Annotated in this window: 14 protein-coding genes; 6 read left to right on the top strand and 8 right to left on the bottom strand. The window is 59.2% G+C overall.

Translation table 11 applies throughout. The features are described from left to right. The first annotated feature begins 88 nt into the window (after positions 1-88). On the top strand, positions 89-3,487 hold the full coding sequence (locus Q7U39_09560) for a glycosyl hydrolase family 8 (protein MDO9118192.1): 3,399 nt from the start codon (positions 89-91) through the stop codon (positions 3,485-3,487). A 13-nt stretch (positions 3,488-3,500) separates the two neighbouring features. Continuing rightward, positions 3,501-5,087 (top strand): tetratricopeptide repeat protein, encoded by a 1,587-nt coding sequence (locus Q7U39_09555; GenBank protein ID MDO9118191.1) that lies wholly within the window; start codon positions 3,501-3,503, stop codon positions 5,085-5,087. 28 nt (positions 5,088-5,115) lie between these two features. Here the strand turns inward: Q7U39_09555 and Q7U39_09550 are convergent, their stop codons facing one another. From Q7U39_09550 to Q7U39_09540, 3 genes are all read right to left on the bottom strand, one after another. Further along, complete coding sequence (locus Q7U39_09550) at positions 5,116-5,664, bottom strand: GNAT family N-acetyltransferase (GenBank protein MDO9118190.1); 549 nt, start codon at positions 5,662-5,664, stop codon at positions 5,116-5,118. A 140-nt stretch (positions 5,665-5,804) separates the two neighbouring features. Then, a complete protein-coding gene (locus Q7U39_09545; protein MDO9118189.1) occupies positions 5,805-7,010 on the bottom strand; it encodes a HEAT repeat domain-containing protein in 1,206 nt (401 codons plus the stop codon). Positions 7,011-7,051: 41 nt separating this feature from the next. Continuing rightward, complete coding sequence (locus tag Q7U39_09540) at positions 7,052-7,819, bottom strand: hypothetical protein (GenBank protein ID MDO9118188.1); 768 nt, start codon at positions 7,817-7,819, stop codon at positions 7,052-7,054. A 57-nt stretch (positions 7,820-7,876) separates the two neighbouring features. On the opposite strand from Q7U39_09540, the gene Q7U39_09535 reads away from it, so the two are divergent. Then, positions 7,877-9,283, top strand: coding sequence for a hypothetical protein (locus Q7U39_09535; GenBank protein MDO9118187.1), 1,407 nt, complete (start codon positions 7,877-7,879; stop codon positions 9,281-9,283). 9 nt (positions 9,284-9,292) lie between these two features. Here the strand turns inward: Q7U39_09535 and Q7U39_09530 are convergent, their stop codons facing one another. Continuing rightward, entirely contained in the window at positions 9,293-10,138 is an 846-nt protein-coding gene (locus Q7U39_09530) for a D-alanyl-D-alanine carboxypeptidase family protein (GenBank protein MDO9118186.1), read from the bottom strand. A gap of 4 nt (positions 10,139-10,142) precedes the next feature. Further along, on the bottom strand, positions 10,143-10,931 hold the full coding sequence (locus tag Q7U39_09525; GenBank protein ID MDO9118185.1) for a DUF4412 domain-containing protein: 789 nt from the start codon (positions 10,929-10,931) through the stop codon (positions 10,143-10,145). Between the two features lie 529 nt (positions 10,932-11,460). Between Q7U39_09525 and Q7U39_09520 the strand changes: the two genes are divergently transcribed. Then, positions 11,461-12,540, top strand: coding sequence for a glycosyltransferase (locus Q7U39_09520; protein ID MDO9118184.1), 1,080 nt, complete (start codon positions 11,461-11,463; stop codon positions 12,538-12,540). Positions 12,541-12,621: 81 nt separating this feature from the next. Here the strand turns inward: Q7U39_09520 and Q7U39_09515 are convergent, their stop codons facing one another. Then, complete coding sequence (locus Q7U39_09515) at positions 12,622-13,119, bottom strand: hypothetical protein (protein MDO9118183.1); 498 nt, start codon at positions 13,117-13,119, stop codon at positions 12,622-12,624. Positions 13,120-13,142: 23 nt separating this feature from the next. Further along, positions 13,143-14,546, bottom strand: a complete 1,404-nt coding sequence (locus Q7U39_09510) for a M12 family metallo-peptidase (GenBank protein MDO9118182.1) — start codon at positions 14,544-14,546, stop codon at positions 13,143-13,145. 407 nt (positions 14,547-14,953) lie between these two features. Between Q7U39_09510 and Q7U39_09505 the strand changes: the two genes are divergently transcribed. Beyond that, positions 14,954-15,319 (top strand): fibronectin type III domain-containing protein, encoded by a 366-nt coding sequence (locus tag Q7U39_09505; GenBank protein ID MDO9118181.1) that lies wholly within the window; start codon positions 14,954-14,956, stop codon positions 15,317-15,319. 128 nt (positions 15,320-15,447) lie between these two features. On the opposite strand, the gene Q7U39_09500 is transcribed toward Q7U39_09505, so the two are convergent. Next, positions 15,448-17,217, bottom strand: a complete 1,770-nt coding sequence (locus tag Q7U39_09500; protein MDO9118180.1) for a tetratricopeptide repeat protein — start codon at positions 17,215-17,217, stop codon at positions 15,448-15,450. Positions 17,218-17,594: 377 nt separating this feature from the next. Here Q7U39_09500 and galE point away from each other — a divergent pair, with 377 nt between their 5' ends. Then, positions 17,595-18,614 (top strand): UDP-glucose 4-epimerase GalE, encoded by a 1,020-nt coding sequence (galE, locus tag Q7U39_09495; GenBank protein MDO9118179.1) that lies wholly within the window; start codon positions 17,595-17,597, stop codon positions 18,612-18,614. Positions 18,615-18,642: the final 28 nt, after the last annotated feature.

The raw sequence follows: 18,642 nt of genomic DNA, 5'->3' as shown, positions 1-18,642 counted from the left end.
CCGGTCAGCACCGTACATTGACGACAACCTTGGACGGCTGAAAAGGCTTGTCGCGCCTTCCTTTGCCGAGGTTGATTCAATCTGACATATGCTCTGCCATCGGTTCACCAAGATCGTCTTGCTCTGTCTGTGCTGTCTGCTATCCCCGTTCGGGCTCATGGCCGATGCAAAGCCCTCGACCACGTCCAGCGACCGGTTGATCCGGCAACAGGACGAGCTGTCCGCCCTCTGGAGCTTCTATCGGCAGGCCTACATCCGCGACGGGCGCGTGATCAGCCTGGATGAACAGGGCGTCACGACGTCCGAAGGCCAGGGCTATGCGATGTTGCGGGCGGTCTGGTCGAACGATCGCCGCACGTTTGACGAGGTGTGGCGCTGGACGCAAGCGTATCTTCAGGTACGACCGGATAAGCTCTTTGCCTGGAAGTGGAAGGGCAAGGTGCTGTCCTTGGATGCCGCGACCGATGCCGACACGGATATTGCGCTGGCTCTTATTCTCGCGTCGCGCCGGTTCGATATTCCCCGGTATGAGCAGGAGGCCCTCGCGATTCTAGCTTCCATCTGGGACCTGGAGGTGCTGCATCTGAGCACCGGTTCCTATGTCACGGCGGGAAACTGGGCGGTGCATGAAGCCTATCCGACGATCCACGTGGCCTACCTCGCGCCCTATGCCTATGAAGTCTTCGCCTCCGTCGATCGCAAGCGCGACTGGCGGAAGCTCATTGAGAGTTCCTACGCCGTTTTACATTGGCTCTACGATGAACGACAGGTTTCGCTTCCGCCCGAACTCATTTATCTCGACAAGTTGTCCGGCCGGTTGGTCATGACGCATCCCAAGGCCGGACCGGCGGCGGAGTTTAGCTACGATGCGTTCCCGCTTTTTTGGCGCGTCGCGCTGGATGCCAAGTGGTTCGGCCGTTCAGAAGCGGGGCTGCGTGAGAAGATGCTGGGCTTCTTTTGGGTGGAGTGGAAGGCGCGCGGAAAGTTCGTGGATCGCTACACGGTTTCGGGCGAGCCTCGTTCGACGCTGGAAGGGCTGCCGTTGTATGCGACGGTGCATGCGCTGGCCTCTCAGGACCTGCCGGAACTGGCCAGCCGGTTGTCCGAGCTGAAGCTCCCGCTGCTCCATGCCAATGCGTTGGCCGGCAAGAGCACGCCGTATTATCTGCATAACTGGCTGTGGTTCGATCGGGCCGTCGAACTGGATCACGTACGGCGATACGACGAGTACTTCGCGTTCTTGCGCCCGTTTGATGTGGCGGGATTCTCCGCGCATTTCGCCTGGGAGCTAGTGCTGGTCACGCTGGTCCTCTTTCTCCTGGCGCGATGGCACTGGGTTTTGAAGGTGGCGTTTCTGGTCTGCGGATTTGCGCTCTGTGTGCGGTATCTCGACTGGCGCGCGCACGAGACTCTGAATTGGGTCGAGGCCGGCGGGCCGTTCATCAGCCTGTCTCTCTGGTGTGCCGAACTCTATGCCTTTTCGACGGTGGCCCTCCTGCTCGTACAAGTCGGGGTGGGCCGGAAATCAGCCGCAGCCAGCGCACCTCCGGTCGCGACAGACTTCCAACCGTCGGTCGATATCTTGATTCCGATCTATTCCGAGTCCTGCGAGATTCTTGAGAAGACTTTGATCGGCGCCGAAGCGATTGCATATGGGAAGAAGCGGATCTTTGTCCTGGACGATAGCCATCGTGACGAAGTGCGCGCTCTCGCGGAACGGTATGGGGCGACCTATTTCCAAGGACCGAGGCGACATGCCAAGGCGGGCAATTTGAACCAGGCCCTGACTCAGACGGACGGCGAATTGATCGTAGTGTTTGATACCGATCATATCCCGGTCTCGACGTTTCTAGCCGAGACGGTGCCGTATTTTGCCGACCCGCGCATGGGATTCGTGCAGACGCCGCACCATTTCTACAATCAGGACATTTTCCAGCGCGCCCTCGGTACCGGAGTCCGGATTCCCAATGAGCAGGATCTCTTCAATCATGCCATTCAGGGAGGGCGGCATCATTGGGGGGGAGCGTTCTTCGTCGGCAGCGGGGCTGTGTTCCGGCGGACCGCGATTCAGGAGGTGAACGGCTTCAATCTGATGAGCATTACCGAGGATATCCATACCAGCCAGCATCTGCATGCCAAGGGATGGAAATCCGCCTTCGTCGATAAAGATCTGGCGGTGGGGCTGACGGCGGAGAATCTCTCGTCGTATATCGTGCAGCGCCGGCGCTGGATGCTGGGGTGCCTGCAGATCTTCCTGAAGGACAACCCGCTCTTCTGCCGGGGGCTGTCTCTGCGGCATCGGGTGGGCTATTTCGCCTCCCTATATTATTTCCTCTTTCCCCTGGCCCGCGTCGTATTCTGGATTACGCCGCTCTATTTTCTCTTGTTTCATCTCCACCCGATCTTGTCCGATGTGTCGATCCTGGTCGCCTATGTGTTGCCGTTTATGTTGATGTTGCCGTTGCTGTCTTCGGTGATGCTGCCGGGATGGCCGCGGTTGCTTTGGTCGTCGAGCTATGAGGCGACGGTCGCGTTCCCGCTGTTTCGGTCCATGTTCGATCTGTTTCTCCCGAAGCGGCTGGGGTTCAAGGTGACGCCGAAGGGGTTGACGTCGGCACACCGGACATTCGATTGGCGGTCGTCGTTGAGTCTGTTGGCGGCCACGGTGATCACCATGGGGGCGATCGCCAAGGGTCTGTGGGAATTCTGGTTTTTCGGAATCGAAAAGGACGCCTACTTCTTCAACCTCAGTTGGGCCGGGGTGAATCTGGTGACGCTGCTCATCGGATTGAGCATGGCGTGGGAGCGACCGCAGCGGCGGGGGGAAGAGCGAGTCGGCCGGCAGTTCGACTGTGGGGTGGAGGCTCAGGGGTTTCAGTGCCAGGCGGTTACGGATGACCTGAGTCTGTCGGGGCTCTCGTTTCTCACGACCTCCGCAGATCCGATTCCGGAAGCGTTTGACGTCACGCTGCAGGGACGGACGCCGATGACCTGCCGGGCGCGGGTGCTGTATCACGAGATTCTGCCCGGAAAGCGGATTCGTTGCGGGGCGGAGTTTCTGGATCTGCAGGCAGCGCAGCGGCAGTGGCTTGTGATAAATCTGTTCGGCGATCCGGCGACCTGGGAGCGGGCGCACGACGCGCGTGTGCGCAGTCCGTTGCTGATGGCCGGTCATTTGTTTGCGGGCTTTTGCCGGTCATTGAAGGCGCCGGTCACCAGGCGGCGACGGATTCCCCGTCGTCGGTGTCTGGTTCCCGTGCGGATCCAGATCGGTCACACCAGGCAGTGGGGGCTCCTGCGCGATCGTTCCTCCCGTGGCATGGGGGTGCTGCTGTTCGGGCGACCCGCTGAGTCCGCTGGCCCTTGGTTGATGGGTGAGGAGAGGGGGCGGTATGAGCCCCTGTATGTTCGACGACGATGGCTCTGGATCTGGCGGGCCGGAATACGGCCTGCAAATGTGTCCGATAATTCGATCTCCCAGCAATAGAAAGGTGTCAGGCATGTGGTGTCGCCGGTTGTGTGCCTTGAGTGTGCTCCTGTTCATCTTGTGCTGGGCGACGGTTCCCGCGGGGGCCGATGATTTTGTGGAGTCCTGGTATATGTCTCGGGGGCGTTCGAATCTGGAGATTGAAAACTACAAGGCGGCGATCGAAGCCTTCGAAAAAGTCGTCGAGCGTGATCCGGGCAACCGTGAAGCCATGCGGAGCCTGGGCGTTGCCTACGAAAAACAGGGGCTGAAGGACAAGGCCATCGAACAATTTGACCGGTATCTTGCCCGTTGGGACGATGATGCCGACATCGCGTTTGCCCAAGCGCGGGCGTTGGAATGGTCGCGCTACGCCTATCGCGAGAAAGACATGCTGAAGTATTACCGGATGGGCTTGAAGCGAACAAACGATCCGGCGATGCGGCTCCGGTATGCGACGCATCTAGCCAGGCATAAAGACACCAGTCAGGAAGCCGTGGCGCAGTACGGCAAGGTGTTAGAGACGCAGCCGCGCAATGCCGAGGCCCACCGGGGTCTGGCCAAAGCCTATGCCTGGCTGGGACAGAATGATCTGGCCTTGTATCACGCGAATCTGGCGCGGCAGCAGACGAAGCACGAATCGGGCGATCTGACGGCGCTCCGTCAGGACATGTCGAAGGGACGGGAGCCGGCCGTCGAAGGGGTGATGGGGGTGCTGGTTCAGCCGGAGAAGCCCTATGAGTTGTACGGGTTCCAGATGGGCACACGCGGAAAATTCGATATCACGCCGTTTACGACGACCAAAGTGGAGGTCGGGGCCGAGCATTTCTGGAACTCGTCGGAGAATCGCTCCGGCGCCTATCTCTCCCTGGGCAGTCAAGTGCGGTTCAATCCGTCGAATCGATTCGATGCGGTGCTGGAATATCATGGCGCGCCGCGCGGCGACGGGATGGCCTATAAGTTCGAATATGCCTACGATGGACAATCATTTTCCATTCGTCCCGGGGTCAAGCGGGAGTTCCGGTACGATTCGTTCGCGGCCTTGGCCGGGTCGCGCAGTGCCGGCCAGCTGGTGGGCTTGGCGCGGTCGACGCAGTTCTATAGTGAAGTGGCGTTCGACGTGGCCGCGTTGCATGTGACCGTGACGCCCTTTGTCGGATGGGTGACGGCGGAACAGGTGAAGTCGAACGATCAGGTGGGGGTAGATACCAAGTTATCGTTGCCGCTCTGGCAGCAGGACAACTGGGAAATCGCCGGCGAGTATCTTTTCTATCTCACTCACTACGGGGAGAATCAGGGAGGATTACAGCCGAGCCAGCGGGAGCCGTTCGCAGGGGGGTACTTCAGTCCGCAGGTGTTTATCAATCAGATTCCCAGGCTGGCGACGACGTATAGTATGGAGAACAAGGACGAGCTCTATTTTGCCGCCGGTCCCGCTCTCCAATATATCGACGAGGCGACGAAGTCAGCCGTGTTCCGCGTCGGAGGCGATGCGCACATGGCCTATACGAAACATATTTCCAAGCCTTGGCTCTTCAAGGTGATGGCGGACTACACGCAGATCGCCAGCATCTATATGCGGATTCAGGTCAATGGGCTGTTGGTCTACACGTTTTACTAGCAGGATCATTTCGACGGGATTGTTACTCTCAGGTTCTGTCAGTGAATTCCCGCTGGAGCATGCCGTAGAGTTCGAGGTCGACGAACCGGTCGAACCGGACGTAGTGTTCTCGCATGCGCCCTTCGTAGGTCATCCCCACTTTCTGTAGCACTCGCCCTGAGGCAGCGTTGCCCTCGAAATGCGGGCTGTAGATGCGGTGCAGATTCAGTTGCATAAAGCCGTAGCGAAGGACCGCGCGCACGGCCTCGGTACAGTAGCCCTGATTCCAGTAGGGAACGCCGAGCCAGTAGCCGAGCCGCGCGTGCCGGTGGATCTGGACAATATCCAGGCTGATCGATCCGATGACGGTCGCATTGTCCGCAAGGGTGATGGCGAAGCTGACGGCGGTGCCGTCCTCATGGGCTCGTTTCCGATCCGCGATCCATTGTTCGGCCATGCCGTTTTCGTAGGGGTGCGGAAGAAATGTGCCGGCGGCAACTTCTTTGGCCCCCGCGAGCCGCTCTATGTCGGGAGCGTCCGAGAGTTGAAACGGCCGGAGGAGCAGCCGCGCGGTCTTGAAAGAAGGGGGCTCCGGCATGGCGTGATGGACCTGTTGAGTTGAGAGAAGGGAACCACCCTGAGGGTTGTTTCCCTGCCTCATGCTGGTCAATCGATGGAGGCGCCGAGGTTATGCGGCGAGATGGGGACTCCATCGTCTACTGGAGCGGAGTCCTGCGATTAGAACCCCAGCGCCTTTTCGAGATCGTCCTGGCCCTTCTTGAATTTCTTTTTCTCCGCCTCGTCTTTTTTCTTCTGCAAGCTTTGGAGTTCTTCTGCGCGTTTCCGATTGGCTTCGTGTTCTTTCTTACGGGCCTCTTCCTCTCTTTCGCGTGCCAGCGAGGCAACTTGAACTGTTTTGATTGTCTCGTCCGGCACGGTCATCCATGATAACCGGTATCCGGTCGACTTGAGTGCCTTGTCTTGGTAGAGCACAACATACCGTGTCGGGTAGCTCCGTTGGCCAATCTGGCGTTCCTCCAGCACGAATATAGTGGGGGACGCGAACAGGTCCGGTCGAAACTGATTGCTCTGCTCCACCAGGCGTTGATTCAGAACCTCGGCCTGGAGTTGCATGATTTTTTCGAATGCGGCCTGCTGATTCGATGTGTCTTTTTGCAGAGCTTCTATCTGCTTACTGTTTTCATCGCTGGTTTGTTTCCAGATTCTCTCGCGGGCTTCCTGCTCATCGCTCAATTGGTACCGGTAGAGCGTATTGAATTCCTCAAGTTTCAACGGGCCTCGTTTTGACTTGCCCTTGAAGAACGCCATTGTCGGCTCCATGGCTTTTCTGGTCATGTACGACACTTGGCCATGCGCGGCGGCACTGGCGTAATAGAGATACGTGCTCTCCGGAGCGACCGGAAGCGAATATTTTCCGGGGTCCGCCGGGGTCTCCGGGGTGTGTCCTCCAGCCCAGGTCATGGTGCGCTGGGACAGCAGTCTGAGCTCGCTTCCTTTACCGTGGGAGAGCATCTGTGACACAGCTTTCCGGACTTCCGGGACCGGATCATTGGCGAGCGGGGCGAGAAGCTCCGCGTCGCTGTCCTGGGGGCCGATCATGCCGATGGCATCGGCTGCAGCCACGCGCAACTCGGCCTCCTCGATTTTGAAGACCGGGAGAATACTGAGCAGAAAGCCGTGATTCGCCGACGATCCCAGCGTCAGCAAGTCCTCTTTCAGAATTTCGACGGCGGTTTTTCTGAGCTTCTCGCAGTCCGCTTCCTTCGCCGGTTTGCCCTGACAGCCGTCGACATATTTTCTGACAGCTTCATCTTTGGGTGACGGAGCGGGAGCGGCCGCCTGAACCGGCGGCGGGACGAGTCCGATACTGCCGAACATGAGCGCGGCACTCAGTGCCGCCATGGATCCCCACGAAGTCTTCATGGTGTGGCCTCCTGACACGTGCGTGAATTCGATATGCCGTATCATTTTCCCGTCGGCCCCCCTCCGAGCATGCGGATTCGGTTTTCCGCCTGGTTCAGCCGTTCTCGCTGGGCCACGTCGTTCTGCAACTGCTGCTTGATGCTGGGGTCTTCTTTGGGAAGGCATTTTAGCTTGAGATCCGCGTATTTCTTCTCCAGGAAGGTTTTCTGTGCCCGATAGGATTCGACCTCTGATTCTGCGCGCAACCGCTGCAGCCGCGAGGTCATCAGCACGTCGAAGACCTGGGGGAAGCTCAGGTAGAAATCTTTATGTTTCCGTTCGTGCTCTTTTTCCGCCTCGATAATGTCATCGCAGTTACTGCTCTGAAAATCCTCGTCCACGACAGGCTCGCCCTTTTCACTGAGTCCGGCGACTTTCCTCAGGCTTTTCTTCTCTTTGACCGGCCCTTCCTTGATGAGGTCGTACCATTTGGATGCAGGGGCGTTCTTCAATTGGACAAACTTCTGGTTTAGATCGTCATTGGTTTTGGGAAGGTCAACATCCCGGTAGGTTTCTCTGGCCCATGCGAAGATGTATTTCCAGATTTCTTCTGAAGTGGCGGCTCTATCAAGGTTTTCTTTGATTTTGTCGAGATCTTTGCATGTACAGGGGCCGGCTGCGCCTGCCGGGGCATTGAGCAGGGTCAGAAGCAGCGTGACGCTCAGCAGGCCGACGGCCATGATCCGACCCGTCGGCCGATCCCTGGCCGACGGCTGAACGCTGGAAGATAGTCTTGATGTGACCCATCTGTTGAATGTTTGACGCCACATGCGTGTCACTCCTCTCTGTGTACTCAGGCGCGGCAAAAGAGTACGCTTGCCGCCACCGTGAACTGCTCGACGCATCTCCAAGGCAAACTGCTGTTTTCTATCCTGCTGGTCGCCGGTCTGACCTATGTTACGGCGTTCTCAGGAGACTTTCACTTCGACGACCGCCCGACCATTCTTGCCAATCCGCATCTCGACCGCTGGGAGATTTTTGTCAGTCATCTCGACCATATGGTTCGGCCCGTGTTGTATGCAACATATTTTGTGGATCGCCGCCTCTTCGAGACGTCTCCCGCCGGGTATCATGTGCTGAATCTGCTCCTGCATCTGGGATCCGGGGCCCTTGTGTACCGGATTCTCGCGCGGACCGTTACGGAGGAGACCAGGCTGGTTCCGGTGTGGACCGCACTGCTGTTTCTAACCCACCCGATCCAGACGGAAACCGTCACCTACATTTCAGGCCGCGCGTCCGGTCTCATGGCCTTCTGGTATCTGCTGGCGCTCTTCCTCTACATCAAAGCGTCGGAGGAGACAAGTGGTCATCTCATTCGGCGGCGCTATCGGGTTGGCGCACTGCTCTGCTTCATTCTGTCCGTCGCATCGAAGGAGCCGGCCGTTACCTTTCCGCTGGCGCTGCTGTTGTGGGACGTGGTGGTGCGCCGGCTCAGGGGAGCGGAGCTGCGCGCCGCGATTATATCCGATCATCTGCCCTTCTGGTTTGGCGTCCTGGCTGCTGGCGTTCTGGCCTGGCATCATCCGCGTTATGCTGATTTGGCTCAGTTCAGCCTGAATATACGCCCCCTCTGGGAGAATGCCTTGAGTGAACTCCACGCCGCCAGCTATGCATTGCTGCTCTTCATATGTCCTTGGCAGTTGAACTTCGACCATGATCTACCGCTGTTCCACTCGCTCCTGGAATGGCCGCTCCCGCTCGAAGTGCTGCTGTGGGGAGCCGCAGCCCTTGCCACCTTCATCGCCCGGCAGCGACTGCCGCTCTTCTCCTTCGGCGTTGCGTGGTTCGTCCTGCAAATGCTTCCGACCGGCCTCATTCCACGTAACGATCTCTTGAGCGAGCGCAATCTCTATCTGGCGTCGTTCGGCTTGCTGCTGGCCGCCACCGTGTTGGGCACATTCCTCATCCATCGACTCTCGACCGCGCTAACACGGCCCAGCCTGGTTCACATCAGTGCAGTCGCAATCGGACTCGCCGCCGTGGCGACACTCTGTGCGGCAACCGTACAGCGGAATGCCCTCTATCGCGACCCGGTCCTGCTGTGGTCCGACTCAGTTGCGAAATCGCCGCGCAAGGCCAGACCGCATAATAATCTTGGATACGCCCTCTCCCTGCGTGGCGAGTGGGACCCGGCCATCGAAGAATTCCGCATCGCCGTCAGGCTTGATCCAAACTATGCGCTCGCCCAGCAAAATCTTCGCGATGCCTATCTCCGCCGGGTCGACCGGCAGTAACCGAGCGTCTTATTCCTGCCCCGTTCGCATCACCGCTTGACCGTACCGCAGTAGGCGAGGGGCCTGTTCCCAGCGATCTTTGACATTCAATCCCACGAGCAGCAATTGATGGCCGTCTTTGAACATGCTGGCGATGAGACAGCGACCGGCCTTGCTTGTATAACCGGTTTTTACGCCGGTGACGTCGGGATCGAGCAGCAGTTGATTGGTACTGTAGAGATGAATGCGGCGGCTTCCGTCTACGGTCGCGATCTCGCGTTCGACGGTTCGCACCATCATGGAGAACTCAGGGATCTGCAGGGCCGCCTCGGTGAGTGTGGTCAGATCTTCCGCGGTGGAAACGTGGCCGGGCGCATCGAAACCACAAGGGTTAGTGAAATGAGTACGGGTCAGTCCCAACGCTTTGGCGTGCGCATTCATTCTCTCGACGAAGCGAGCCGGCGTCCCTCCGATATGCCAGGCGATCGCCTGGCAGGCATCGTTGGCGCTGGTGACGAGCATGGCAGCCAGTAGATCGCGGAGCAGAAACCGCTCTCCTCGGCGGAGCTTCAGAGACGAGCGGTAATGCACGGCGCGGGCATCGATTCGAACGTCATCGTAGAGCGACGCGCCGTTTAGCGCCACGACCGCCGTCATGATCTTCGTCAGGCTGGCGGGAGGGAGCGGCTGGGTGGCGTTCTTCGTGAACAACACGCGGCCGGATTTCAGTTCGATAAGGTGGAGCGCAGCCGCCTGAACAGGCGGCTGCGGAGGAATGTCCACGGTTTCAGTAAGACAATCGGCGACAGTGCTGAGGATGACCCAGCCAAAGAGGCCGGCGAAGAGGAGGAGTCTTCGTGCCGGCCGGCCCACCATCACGCTAGCGCCCGAACAGCTTCTTCATCATGTCGCCGGCCTTTTTGATATCGTCGACTCCGGTGGACTGGTCACGTTCCGGAGCGGCCGGCGCGTCGTCTGCCGGCGGAGCGACTGCGGGGCGCGAACGACGGGCACTGCCTCGTTCCCCCTGAGGCATCCCCATGCTTTCCCGGCCCATCATGCCACCCATCATGCCGGCCATGTCGAATTTGGTGAAGCCCTCGGGCACCTCGAACAATTTAGGATCCTGCTTGCCGATCTTGAGATTCTTCAACTCCGTCGTCATCCGGTGCTTCTCGTTGCCTTCCTTGTAGAGCAAATCCTGCTTGACGGCGATGCCCTCTTTGGTCCTCCAGGAGAACCCGCCGTACTTTTTCCCGTCGGTGCTGGTGGCGACCGTCTTGTATTTCGTCACCTTCACGCCTTCGAGCACCTCTTCCCCGACGACGGTTTCCTCAAAGTCCCACTTCGAGAGGTCTTCCCCCTTGCTCTGGGCTGCGGCTTTCTCCAGAGAATGCTCCATGTACATGTGCTCGGAGGGCATCAGTTGCCACATGAGTTTGGTATCGTACCGGAAGATCATGGCCACCCCGTCGCCCCCCGCGGTCAGCAGTTCCTGCCGTTCCTTCGTCGGAGTGGCGTAAATATGCTGCTCAATCGTCCCCCCCTCGGTTTGCATTACCGAATCAGCGGAATATTCCACCTGAGGCCGGCTGAGTTGAACGGCCCACAGCGGTGTGGACACAAGCAGGCCTGCGAGGACAAGCACCGTAGACAGACGTCGTGACATGGCAGACTCCTTCTCAAGATGTGGGGCAGAGCAGGTTGGCGTTGTGATTGGCATGACTCCCATCCGGATGCATGTCAACGCGAGTATGGGATGGATGGCGTATTGGGTCAAGGGTATCGAATTGCGCGCGTAGAAGTAAAGTGGGGCAGGCGTAGTGATAGCTGGGGGACTGCAAGCCGGTCGCCTTAACCGAGGCAGGGCAAGAGGGCTCATGACCCGGGTGCGTTCCGATCGCCGGCCTGGCGCCGGTCGGCAGAAATTGCCGGACCAGCAGGCGCTCGGTGCTCAGCGTGGGGCCTAATGGCATGCGCGATGAAATTACAGAAGGGAGGAGGCCCGGCAGTGCTCCTGTTTTGATCCGACATAAGTCGAATGGCGGCAGGGGCTTCTTAAGTTCGCGGCCGTTCATGCCGATTTGAGAAGTATCAACTCGTGACGATGCGAAGGAAGGTGCCGAGGCCTCACCTCTGAGCGCCAGTCATCAAACGGGTGGCCGGAACGTGTCCGCACCTATTCAGATCATGTCACCATGAGAATTCTTCATCTAGGAAACGCCTACTTTCAGGAATCGTTCCGGCTGCTCGGTCATGATGTGAAATGGGCCGGATACCATCGGACTGCCGACATTCCGCTCACTCGCTCGCTTCTCGATGCCAGGAGTCTGCTGACGCAACTGCCGGCCCATTGGTATCCGGACCTGATCGTGCTGGGGGACGAGAGTACTCAGCCGTTGGTGCTGGGACTGGAGACTCTTCCAGTGCCGGTGGTTTGGTACGCAATCGATTCGCACATCCATGCCAATTGGCACATGCATTACGCCGCGGCATTCGATGTGATTCTGGTTGCGCAGAAAGACTGGGTGCCGGCCTATCAGCTTGACGGAGACCGGCAGCATGTCTCCTGGATGCCACTGTTCTGCCAGGGGGCTCACGACCGGGATCTTGGATTCGCCAGAGAGATTCCGCTCTCGTTCATCGGTACACTCGATGCCGCCAGAAATCCCGATCGCGTCGACCTGATCCAGCGCCTACAGACTCAGTATCCGATTGTCGTGCAGTCGGGGCCGTACGATGAGATCTTCAACCGATCGATGATGGTCTTGAATCAATCCGTGGCGAACGACGTGAACTTTAGGACGTTCGAGGCCATGGCCTGCGGCGCATTGCTCCTGACGGAGGGTGTAGGAAACGGGTTCAGCGACTTGTTCCAGGACCGGACGCATTGCGCGCTGTATGAGAAGGGAAATGTCGATCACATCATCGAGATCACCGACTATTATCGTGCGCATCCGGCCGAGCGGAAAGCCATCGCCCGGCAGGGATATGAGGCGGTTATGGCGGCCCATACCAGCTTGCATCGGGCGCAAGCACTGCTGGACACGGTGGCCCGGCAGCCGCTCCATGAGTTTGTCGCCAAGCGCCAGATGCGCCAGGCGCCGATTCGCTGGTCTCTGGCGTCGGTGTATGAGAGCGCCGCGCGTACGTATGACCAGGCGGCCGCGCGGGCCGGTGAGGGTATCCGAAGGCACCACTTTCTGAAGATCTCAGAGCAGTATGACACTCTCGCCAGGACGATCCGCGGCCGACTCAACCCCTTCGTTGCAGCGTAGCCCCTCCATCAGCCGGTCATGAACGATTCTTGAGGCGGGCAGTCCGCGCCCTCTGGCTCTGCCTGCTATCAGGGAATGGCCTCAGTCGGGCGGGAGTTTCTCAGGGTCGAGTTCAACGAGGATGTGCTCGCCGTCTCCTATGGACTGGATCCTGAACACCCGTCTGTCCATGCGGATCGTGCCGGCCATCGACCTGTCTTTGATGACGAGGGTGATGTCGGAAGGGGCGGCTGTCTGTACATGGCCTTGAATGACTGTGGTTGAAAGCGCACCCGGAGTCTTTGAATCGACGACCAGTTCATGACTGGTCTCGCTGGTCAGATCAAGGATGATTCCTGAAGGAACGGGAGCTGCGGGATCACGGAGCGCATCCAGGATCGTTTGGTGTAGGCGGATTTTCTGCTCCCGGATGATCCAGGGTTGGCGGGGCGTTTGGCGTTGATCGGGAGACGAGGGCGAAGAGACCAATTCCCACAGGTGCGTTTCGGAGGAAGGACGGGGAGCCATGCCGAGGGTGCAGAGGAGAAGTGCCGTCAGTCCGACACGAAGAAGGCTGCGACAGGTGATTCGATTACGCACGAAGCAGACTCCTTCTCATATGGCTACGGGCTGATGATCCGGAAATTGGCGGGGGCCGGGGGAGCGGTCGTATCGCCGCTGTTGCGGAAATTCGCCACGGTGCTCAAGGCATTGGTAAAGGCTCTGGCGTTGTCCGCCGAGGTGGCAGGGCTCGTGTTGTGGTCTACGCCGGTGACCCAGCTTCCTTGATAGCTGACATTGGGGTTTGAGAAATGATTGATACGCGGACAGGAGGGACTGCAGGGATAGGCCATGATCGTCCGAAACTTGCCTGCTTCTTTGTGCCCGAAGGAGTAGGGGTAGGCGCCGGTCCCTCCCTCGGCCCGATCATGCATAGACCCCATATTGTGGCCGAGCTCATGGGCGAGAGTGTAGCCGGAGATGCAGGCATCTTCGACCACACTGAACGCCGAACTTGCAAAGCTGGGGCTGACAGAACTCATGACGTAGGCGACTCCGCAGGCATCTCCGATGTTGTCTGCAATCAGCGTGACCAGATCCGCCTTGTGGGTGTTCCGCAGCGTATGCGCGTCATCCAGGAATCCATCCGTCGCATTTCGCAGGCGACTCAAATCCGTGTTGTAGTTGCCGGATTCGGGATACGCGATTTCGGCGGTATGAACGAGTCGAAATTGGGTGTTGATCTGACTGTTGGTGAAGGCGGTGTTCGCTAGAGAAATGCCGAGGGCAATCAGGGCTTCAATGCCGTTTTGTCCACCATTCGCGTTCTTCGCGGTGGTGGTGTAGACCGCCAGGACATCGATCAATGTGCTGCTATCTGCGGCTGCGGCGAAGGGAAGTATGGGCGCAGCCAGGCCGGTAGCCACATCTCCTGCTGCCGATTCGTCAGGACTCACGGGGACCGGATGGTGGTCGCTGGGAAGCAACTCGCTGTCGATTTCTGTCACATCATGAGTGCCGTCAGCGCTGGGCTTGATCTCATAGATTGTGCGCCCCTTTCGGATCGTTCCCGCGACAGCCGCGCCCTTCATGACAAGCGTGACATCGCTGTCCCGATCCTGCGTCAGCCGTCCCGTCCATGTGTGGTGGTGGAGCGTTCGTTGCGGGTCGTTTCCCGGGCTGAGATCGGCTAGTTGTGTGCCGGCTGAAAAAAGGTCGATCGTGAATTCGGTGTGGTGTGCCGGACTGATTGGATTGAGGGCACGGAGCGCGTCTGCGGTGATGTTGACGGAACGCTGATCCCGAACCCAGCGTCCCCTGGCTTTGCGCGGGGTGCTTGCCTGGGCCAACGGTGCGGACCGCTGCGGAGGGGCCGTTGTGAATAGCGGGGTCGGGGCCAGAGCCGGAATCGATCCGTCGCTTTCTGCGAGACCAGTTGTTCCAAGCGCCGCGGTGAAAAAGAGAAGGCCTGACAAGAGAAGTCCGCACAGACGACGGACTTGTGTGGGGACCAGTGTGGGCGCCATACCGTGATCCTCTTGGAACGACGAGATAGGGGAAGGGTGCCCTAATCGACGATGCGATGCAATACAGGGATCTGTCAGGCACCAACCTGGTAAACCGCAAAGGACATGCCTGATGGGATTGAGTCAGTTCCCATTTAAAGCCTTTGGAATTGCGGGGAAGCGGGGGGGAGGCCGGGGCGATCACTGTACAAAAGAGGGCTCTGCTGGTGGCCGGGACAATCAGTGATGACGGAGCCGGGAGAACATCGCCGGGTGGGGATGTTCCCCAACTAGCTGGCAGAAGTGCGCTATGCCGGGAGGAATTCTTCCCGGCTGAGTGTGGGCACCCTCGGCACTGTCCTTGCCTCTTGTTTGGCGAGGCGGTAAATTGAGGTCGTCAGCAGTCGACAGAACGAGGGAGTCTGCCAGTGGTACGAGCATCGTTCGGATTGGGATTGGTAATAGTGGCGGCTGTCGGGGCAGTCTTTGGTGGGTGTACCGGCGGGGGAGGGAGCGACAGTGCGCCTCCGGCCGCGCAGGCTCCTGCCGCCACGGCGTCGTTGACGTTTCAATGGGATCCGGTCGCCGCATCGGACCTGGCCGGGTACAAGATTTATCGATCGACCACTGCTGGGACCTACGGAAATCCGATTGCCACCTTGTCTGCGTCTACCACGACCTATCAGATGACGAATCTGACGAAGGGTGTGACGTACTTCTTTGCGGTGTCGGCTTACGATACCAACGGGAATGAAAGCCCCTTCTCCAATGAGCAAAGCCGAACGATTCCATAGATCCTCACCTCGTCGCGCCTCCCGGTTCCTGCTGGTAGGGGGCTCCCGCGCGCTGTCTAATCGGCAATAGACCGGCCTCGGCGTAGCAGGCTCTGCGACCGGCGATGTTCTGCCGGCGAGCTGCTGTGCTAGTTGGGTGGTGTCGGCCGGAGGATTCGAAAGCGCACCTCGTCGGCTTGTGTATAGGCGGATGTGCGTTCACCGGCGAATAATCCACAGCGATAGAGCCCTGGTGTCCAGCCGGTCTTAGGGGCCGGGAGGCGGAAGTAGCCGGACTGGTCATTCATGGCCATCATGACCTGGTCTTGTGCGACGGGCGGCGCGTTGCCGGTGACCTCAGCGATCTCCAGAAAACAGTGAGCGGAGAGCGGGATGGCATCGTACGACGCCGATACGAGCCCGAACACCAGGTAGATCTCGGGTTGTGTGGAGGGGAAGGTGTCATTCGGATTGAGCGGAATGAATTCGTGCGCGCCGGTCGGGAAATCGTCACGGATGACCTTGCCGGCCGATATGACAAAGCGAAACCAGCTGAAATCAGCGTCCCGGCCCATCAGTGAGGCCTGCGGATCTAATGCCTTCTGCGGCGTGAGCCGTTCCAGAGCTTTTTCAAACAGGGCTTCTTCCGCCAGCGCCGTGGACGGGGATTTTTCTCGGGGCGGGGCGGGAGCCGCCGCCGCTTCCGCTGCTTTCATCTGGGCTAATTCAGGGACATGCGGACGGATCTTGTCGAGCCACCGGGCCAGTTTGTCCTTCGCGAGCACGCGTGTGCCGGCGGGCAGTTGGACATCGTTGTTGTTTTGTTCAAACTCCACGGCGGTGTCATAGAGCGTTTGAAAATGGACGAACGCGTCTTCCCACTGCTCGAGTTCCACAAGGCAGACTCCCATGCGAAACACCGTATCGGCGTAGTCGTCCTCGCTGGGATTCATGTTGAGTACATTGCCGAAGATGGCCAGTGCCTCTTTGCATCGCCCGAGCTGCATGAGGGTCAGTCCTAATTGATGGGTGGCCAGCGTGTCTCTGGGGTTGAGCGTCATGATTCGCCGGTAGATCGGCTCGGCTTCCTGATAGCGACCGGCTGAGAAGAGCCTCCAGGCGTCGGCGCGAATCGCGGCCCATTCTTTCAGTTGTTTCTCGGTCGCATCCGGCGTGAGCGCAGGGGTAAAGCGGCGGCCCCGCTCCATCGACTCGTAATGCTGCGCGAGTTGGTTCTTGGCCGGGAGTTCCACCGGAGAGCCCGGGGGCACTTTGTTGAGGACGTATTGCACGTCGGCATCGGCCCCGCGATAGTCCAGAATATCGAACCGCGCCCGGGCCATCGCCAGTCTCCAGCCAAGGAGCTCTGGCGCGAGCGCCACGGCTTTCTGATAGGACATCAGGGAGTCTTCCAAGCGGTCGAGCTTACGGAGTTCCTGAGCGAGGCGCAGATGCACGAGTGGATTCTGGGGGTCGATGTTTTCAATGCGCTGCAGCTCAGCCAGCGATTCCTCCGCCTGCCCCCAGCGCATCAACACACTCCATTTAGCCCAGCGGACATCCAGGGCGGTCGGTTGTTGGGCGAGGGCGGTTTCGTAGGCCTGCACCGCTTCCTGAGGGCCACGGGCGGCGGCGAGGATGTCCCCGCGCAATTTATAGAGCGTGAGAGCCCGAGGGTGGTGATGAATCCCTTCTTCGATCAAATCGAGTGCCGGTACAATGGCGCCGCTTTCCCACACGGCCTTGGCCTGTTCCGCCAAGCGCTCCGGGGACACATGCCGTGGATCCTGTGCCCACGCGCCCGCGGTCGTCGAGAGGATCGCCGTGAGCCAGATCGTCAGGAGTCTGATCCCGTATCGGCATCGGAGTACGGGGATTGTCTGAGACCTGTGCAATACGACCGCGCTGTTTCCGAACATCCTGTTCCTCTAGGCTGGAGGTCGATGCTCCAAGATACACCGGGATTCTGAAATTCACCACTCCGGGCTATCGGGAAGAGTCGGCCTGGCGTATGAGAGACCATCATATTAAAAGGGATTCACTTTCCTTGGCGAGGTCGCTCCGCCCCAGTGCCCTGGTCCGACTTGACTCAAAAACCGAGAGCGGGTAGCGGGAAGAATGATACGCATCGTTTGACGCTGGTTCCCAGTTTGATAAGCTGGTCACGGGTGAGGCGACTGTTTCTTATGAGAAGCGTGAGACGTATGTTGAGAACGTCGAAAGCGAGCTTGGCTGAGGGCAATGATGTGCTCAGGCGAGATGCCGATGACCGGGCTGATTCAGGGGAGGGCTGGCAATGATTCTGGTTACTGGCGGTGCGGGTTACATTGGTTCTCACACCTGTGTGGAGTTGCTGCAAGCCGGATTTGAGGTCACCGTTTTCGATAATTTCAGCAACAGCCACCCTGAAGCGTTGGCGCGCGTGCAGCGCATCACCGGAAAGCCTGTCCCGCTGGTCCGCGGCGACTGCCGCGATCGTGCCGCTCTGGTTGCCGCGTTGCGCACGAGCAAGGCCACAGCGGTGATTCACTTTGCCGGGCTGAAGGCCGTGGGCGAGTCGGTGGAACAGCCGCTGTCCTACTATGATAACAATGTGGTCGGTACATTACGCCTGTTGGAAGCGATGAGTGAGTGCGGCGTAAAGCAATTGGTGTTCAGCTCGTCGGCCACCGTGTACGGCGACCCGCAACGGTTACCCTTGACGGAGGATCATCCTCTCTCGGCGACCAATCCGTATGGCCGCTCAAAGTTGATGGTGGAGGAAATCTTGCGCGACTTGCAGCGGAGCGATCAATCCTGGCGGCTCTGCATTCTGCGGTACTTCAACCCGGTGGGCGCCCATGCCAGCGGGTTGATCGGAGAAGATCCCCGTGGTGTACCGAATAACCTGCTTCCTTTTGTGGCGCAGGTCGCTGTGGGGCGTCGGGCGAGTCTCAATGTCTGGGGCGGCGACTATCCCACTCCGGACGGAACGGGTGTTCGAGACTACATTCATGTGGTGGATTTGGCTCTCGGGCATCTCAAGGCGTTGCAGGCGCTGGAGCGGTCCAAGCAGATGAAGGAGTGCTTGACGGTAAATTTGGGAACGGGGAACGGGTATAGCGTGTTGGAAATCGTGCGGGCGTTTGAGCGAGCCAGCGGAAAGCCGGTTCCTTATCAGGTCGCGTCCCGGCGTCCCGGCGACATTGCTTCCTGCTATGCCGATCCGAAGCAGGCGCTGGCGCAATTGGGCTGGCGCGCTGAACGGGGACTGGATGTGATGTGCGCCGATGCCTGGCGTTGGCAGAGTACGAATCCGAAGGGGTATGCCGCCTGATGATCTTTCCGGCCCGTCTTTCCATGAA

Source organism: Nitrospira sp., from assembly GCA_030653545.1.
Taxonomy (GTDB): domain Bacteria; phylum Nitrospirota; class Nitrospiria; order Nitrospirales; family Nitrospiraceae; genus Nitrospira_D.
Note: the sequence above shows the minus strand (reverse complement) of the source record. Positions and strands in the feature narration are given on the sequence as shown.

Excerpts from the sequence above, each read along its gene's own strand:
- Q7U39_09560 (MDO9118192.1), top strand. The coding sequence starts at position 89 with ATGCTCTGCCATCGGTTCACCAAGATCGTCTTGCTCTGTCTGTGCTGT.
- Q7U39_09555 (MDO9118191.1), top strand. The coding sequence starts at position 3,501 with ATGTGGTGTCGCCGGTTGTGTGCCTTGAGTGTGCTCCTGTTCATCTTG.
- Q7U39_09550 (MDO9118190.1), bottom strand. The coding sequence starts at position 5,664 with ATGCCGGAGCCCCCTTCTTTCAAGACCGCGCGGCTGCTCCTCCGGCCG.
- Q7U39_09545 (MDO9118189.1), bottom strand. The coding sequence starts at position 7,010 with ATGAAGACTTCGTGGGGATCCATGGCGGCACTGAGTGCCGCGCTCATG.
- Q7U39_09540 (MDO9118188.1), bottom strand. The coding sequence starts at position 7,819 with ATGTGGCGTCAAACATTCAACAGATGGGTCACATCAAGACTATCTTCC.
- Q7U39_09530 (MDO9118186.1), bottom strand. The coding sequence starts at position 10,138 with ATGGTGGGCCGGCCGGCACGAAGACTCCTCCTCTTCGCCGGCCTCTTT.
- Q7U39_09525 (MDO9118185.1), bottom strand. The coding sequence starts at position 10,931 with ATGTCACGACGTCTGTCTACGGTGCTTGTCCTCGCAGGCCTGCTTGTG.
- Q7U39_09520 (MDO9118184.1), top strand. The coding sequence starts at position 11,461 with ATGAGAATTCTTCATCTAGGAAACGCCTACTTTCAGGAATCGTTCCGG.
- Q7U39_09510 (MDO9118182.1), bottom strand. The coding sequence starts at position 14,546 with ATGGCGCCCACACTGGTCCCCACACAAGTCCGTCGTCTGTGCGGACTT.
- Q7U39_09500 (MDO9118180.1), bottom strand. The coding sequence starts at position 17,217 with ATGTTCGGAAACAGCGCGGTCGTATTGCACAGGTCTCAGACAATCCCC.
- galE (MDO9118179.1), top strand. The coding sequence starts at position 17,595 with ATGATTCTGGTTACTGGCGGTGCGGGTTACATTGGTTCTCACACCTGT.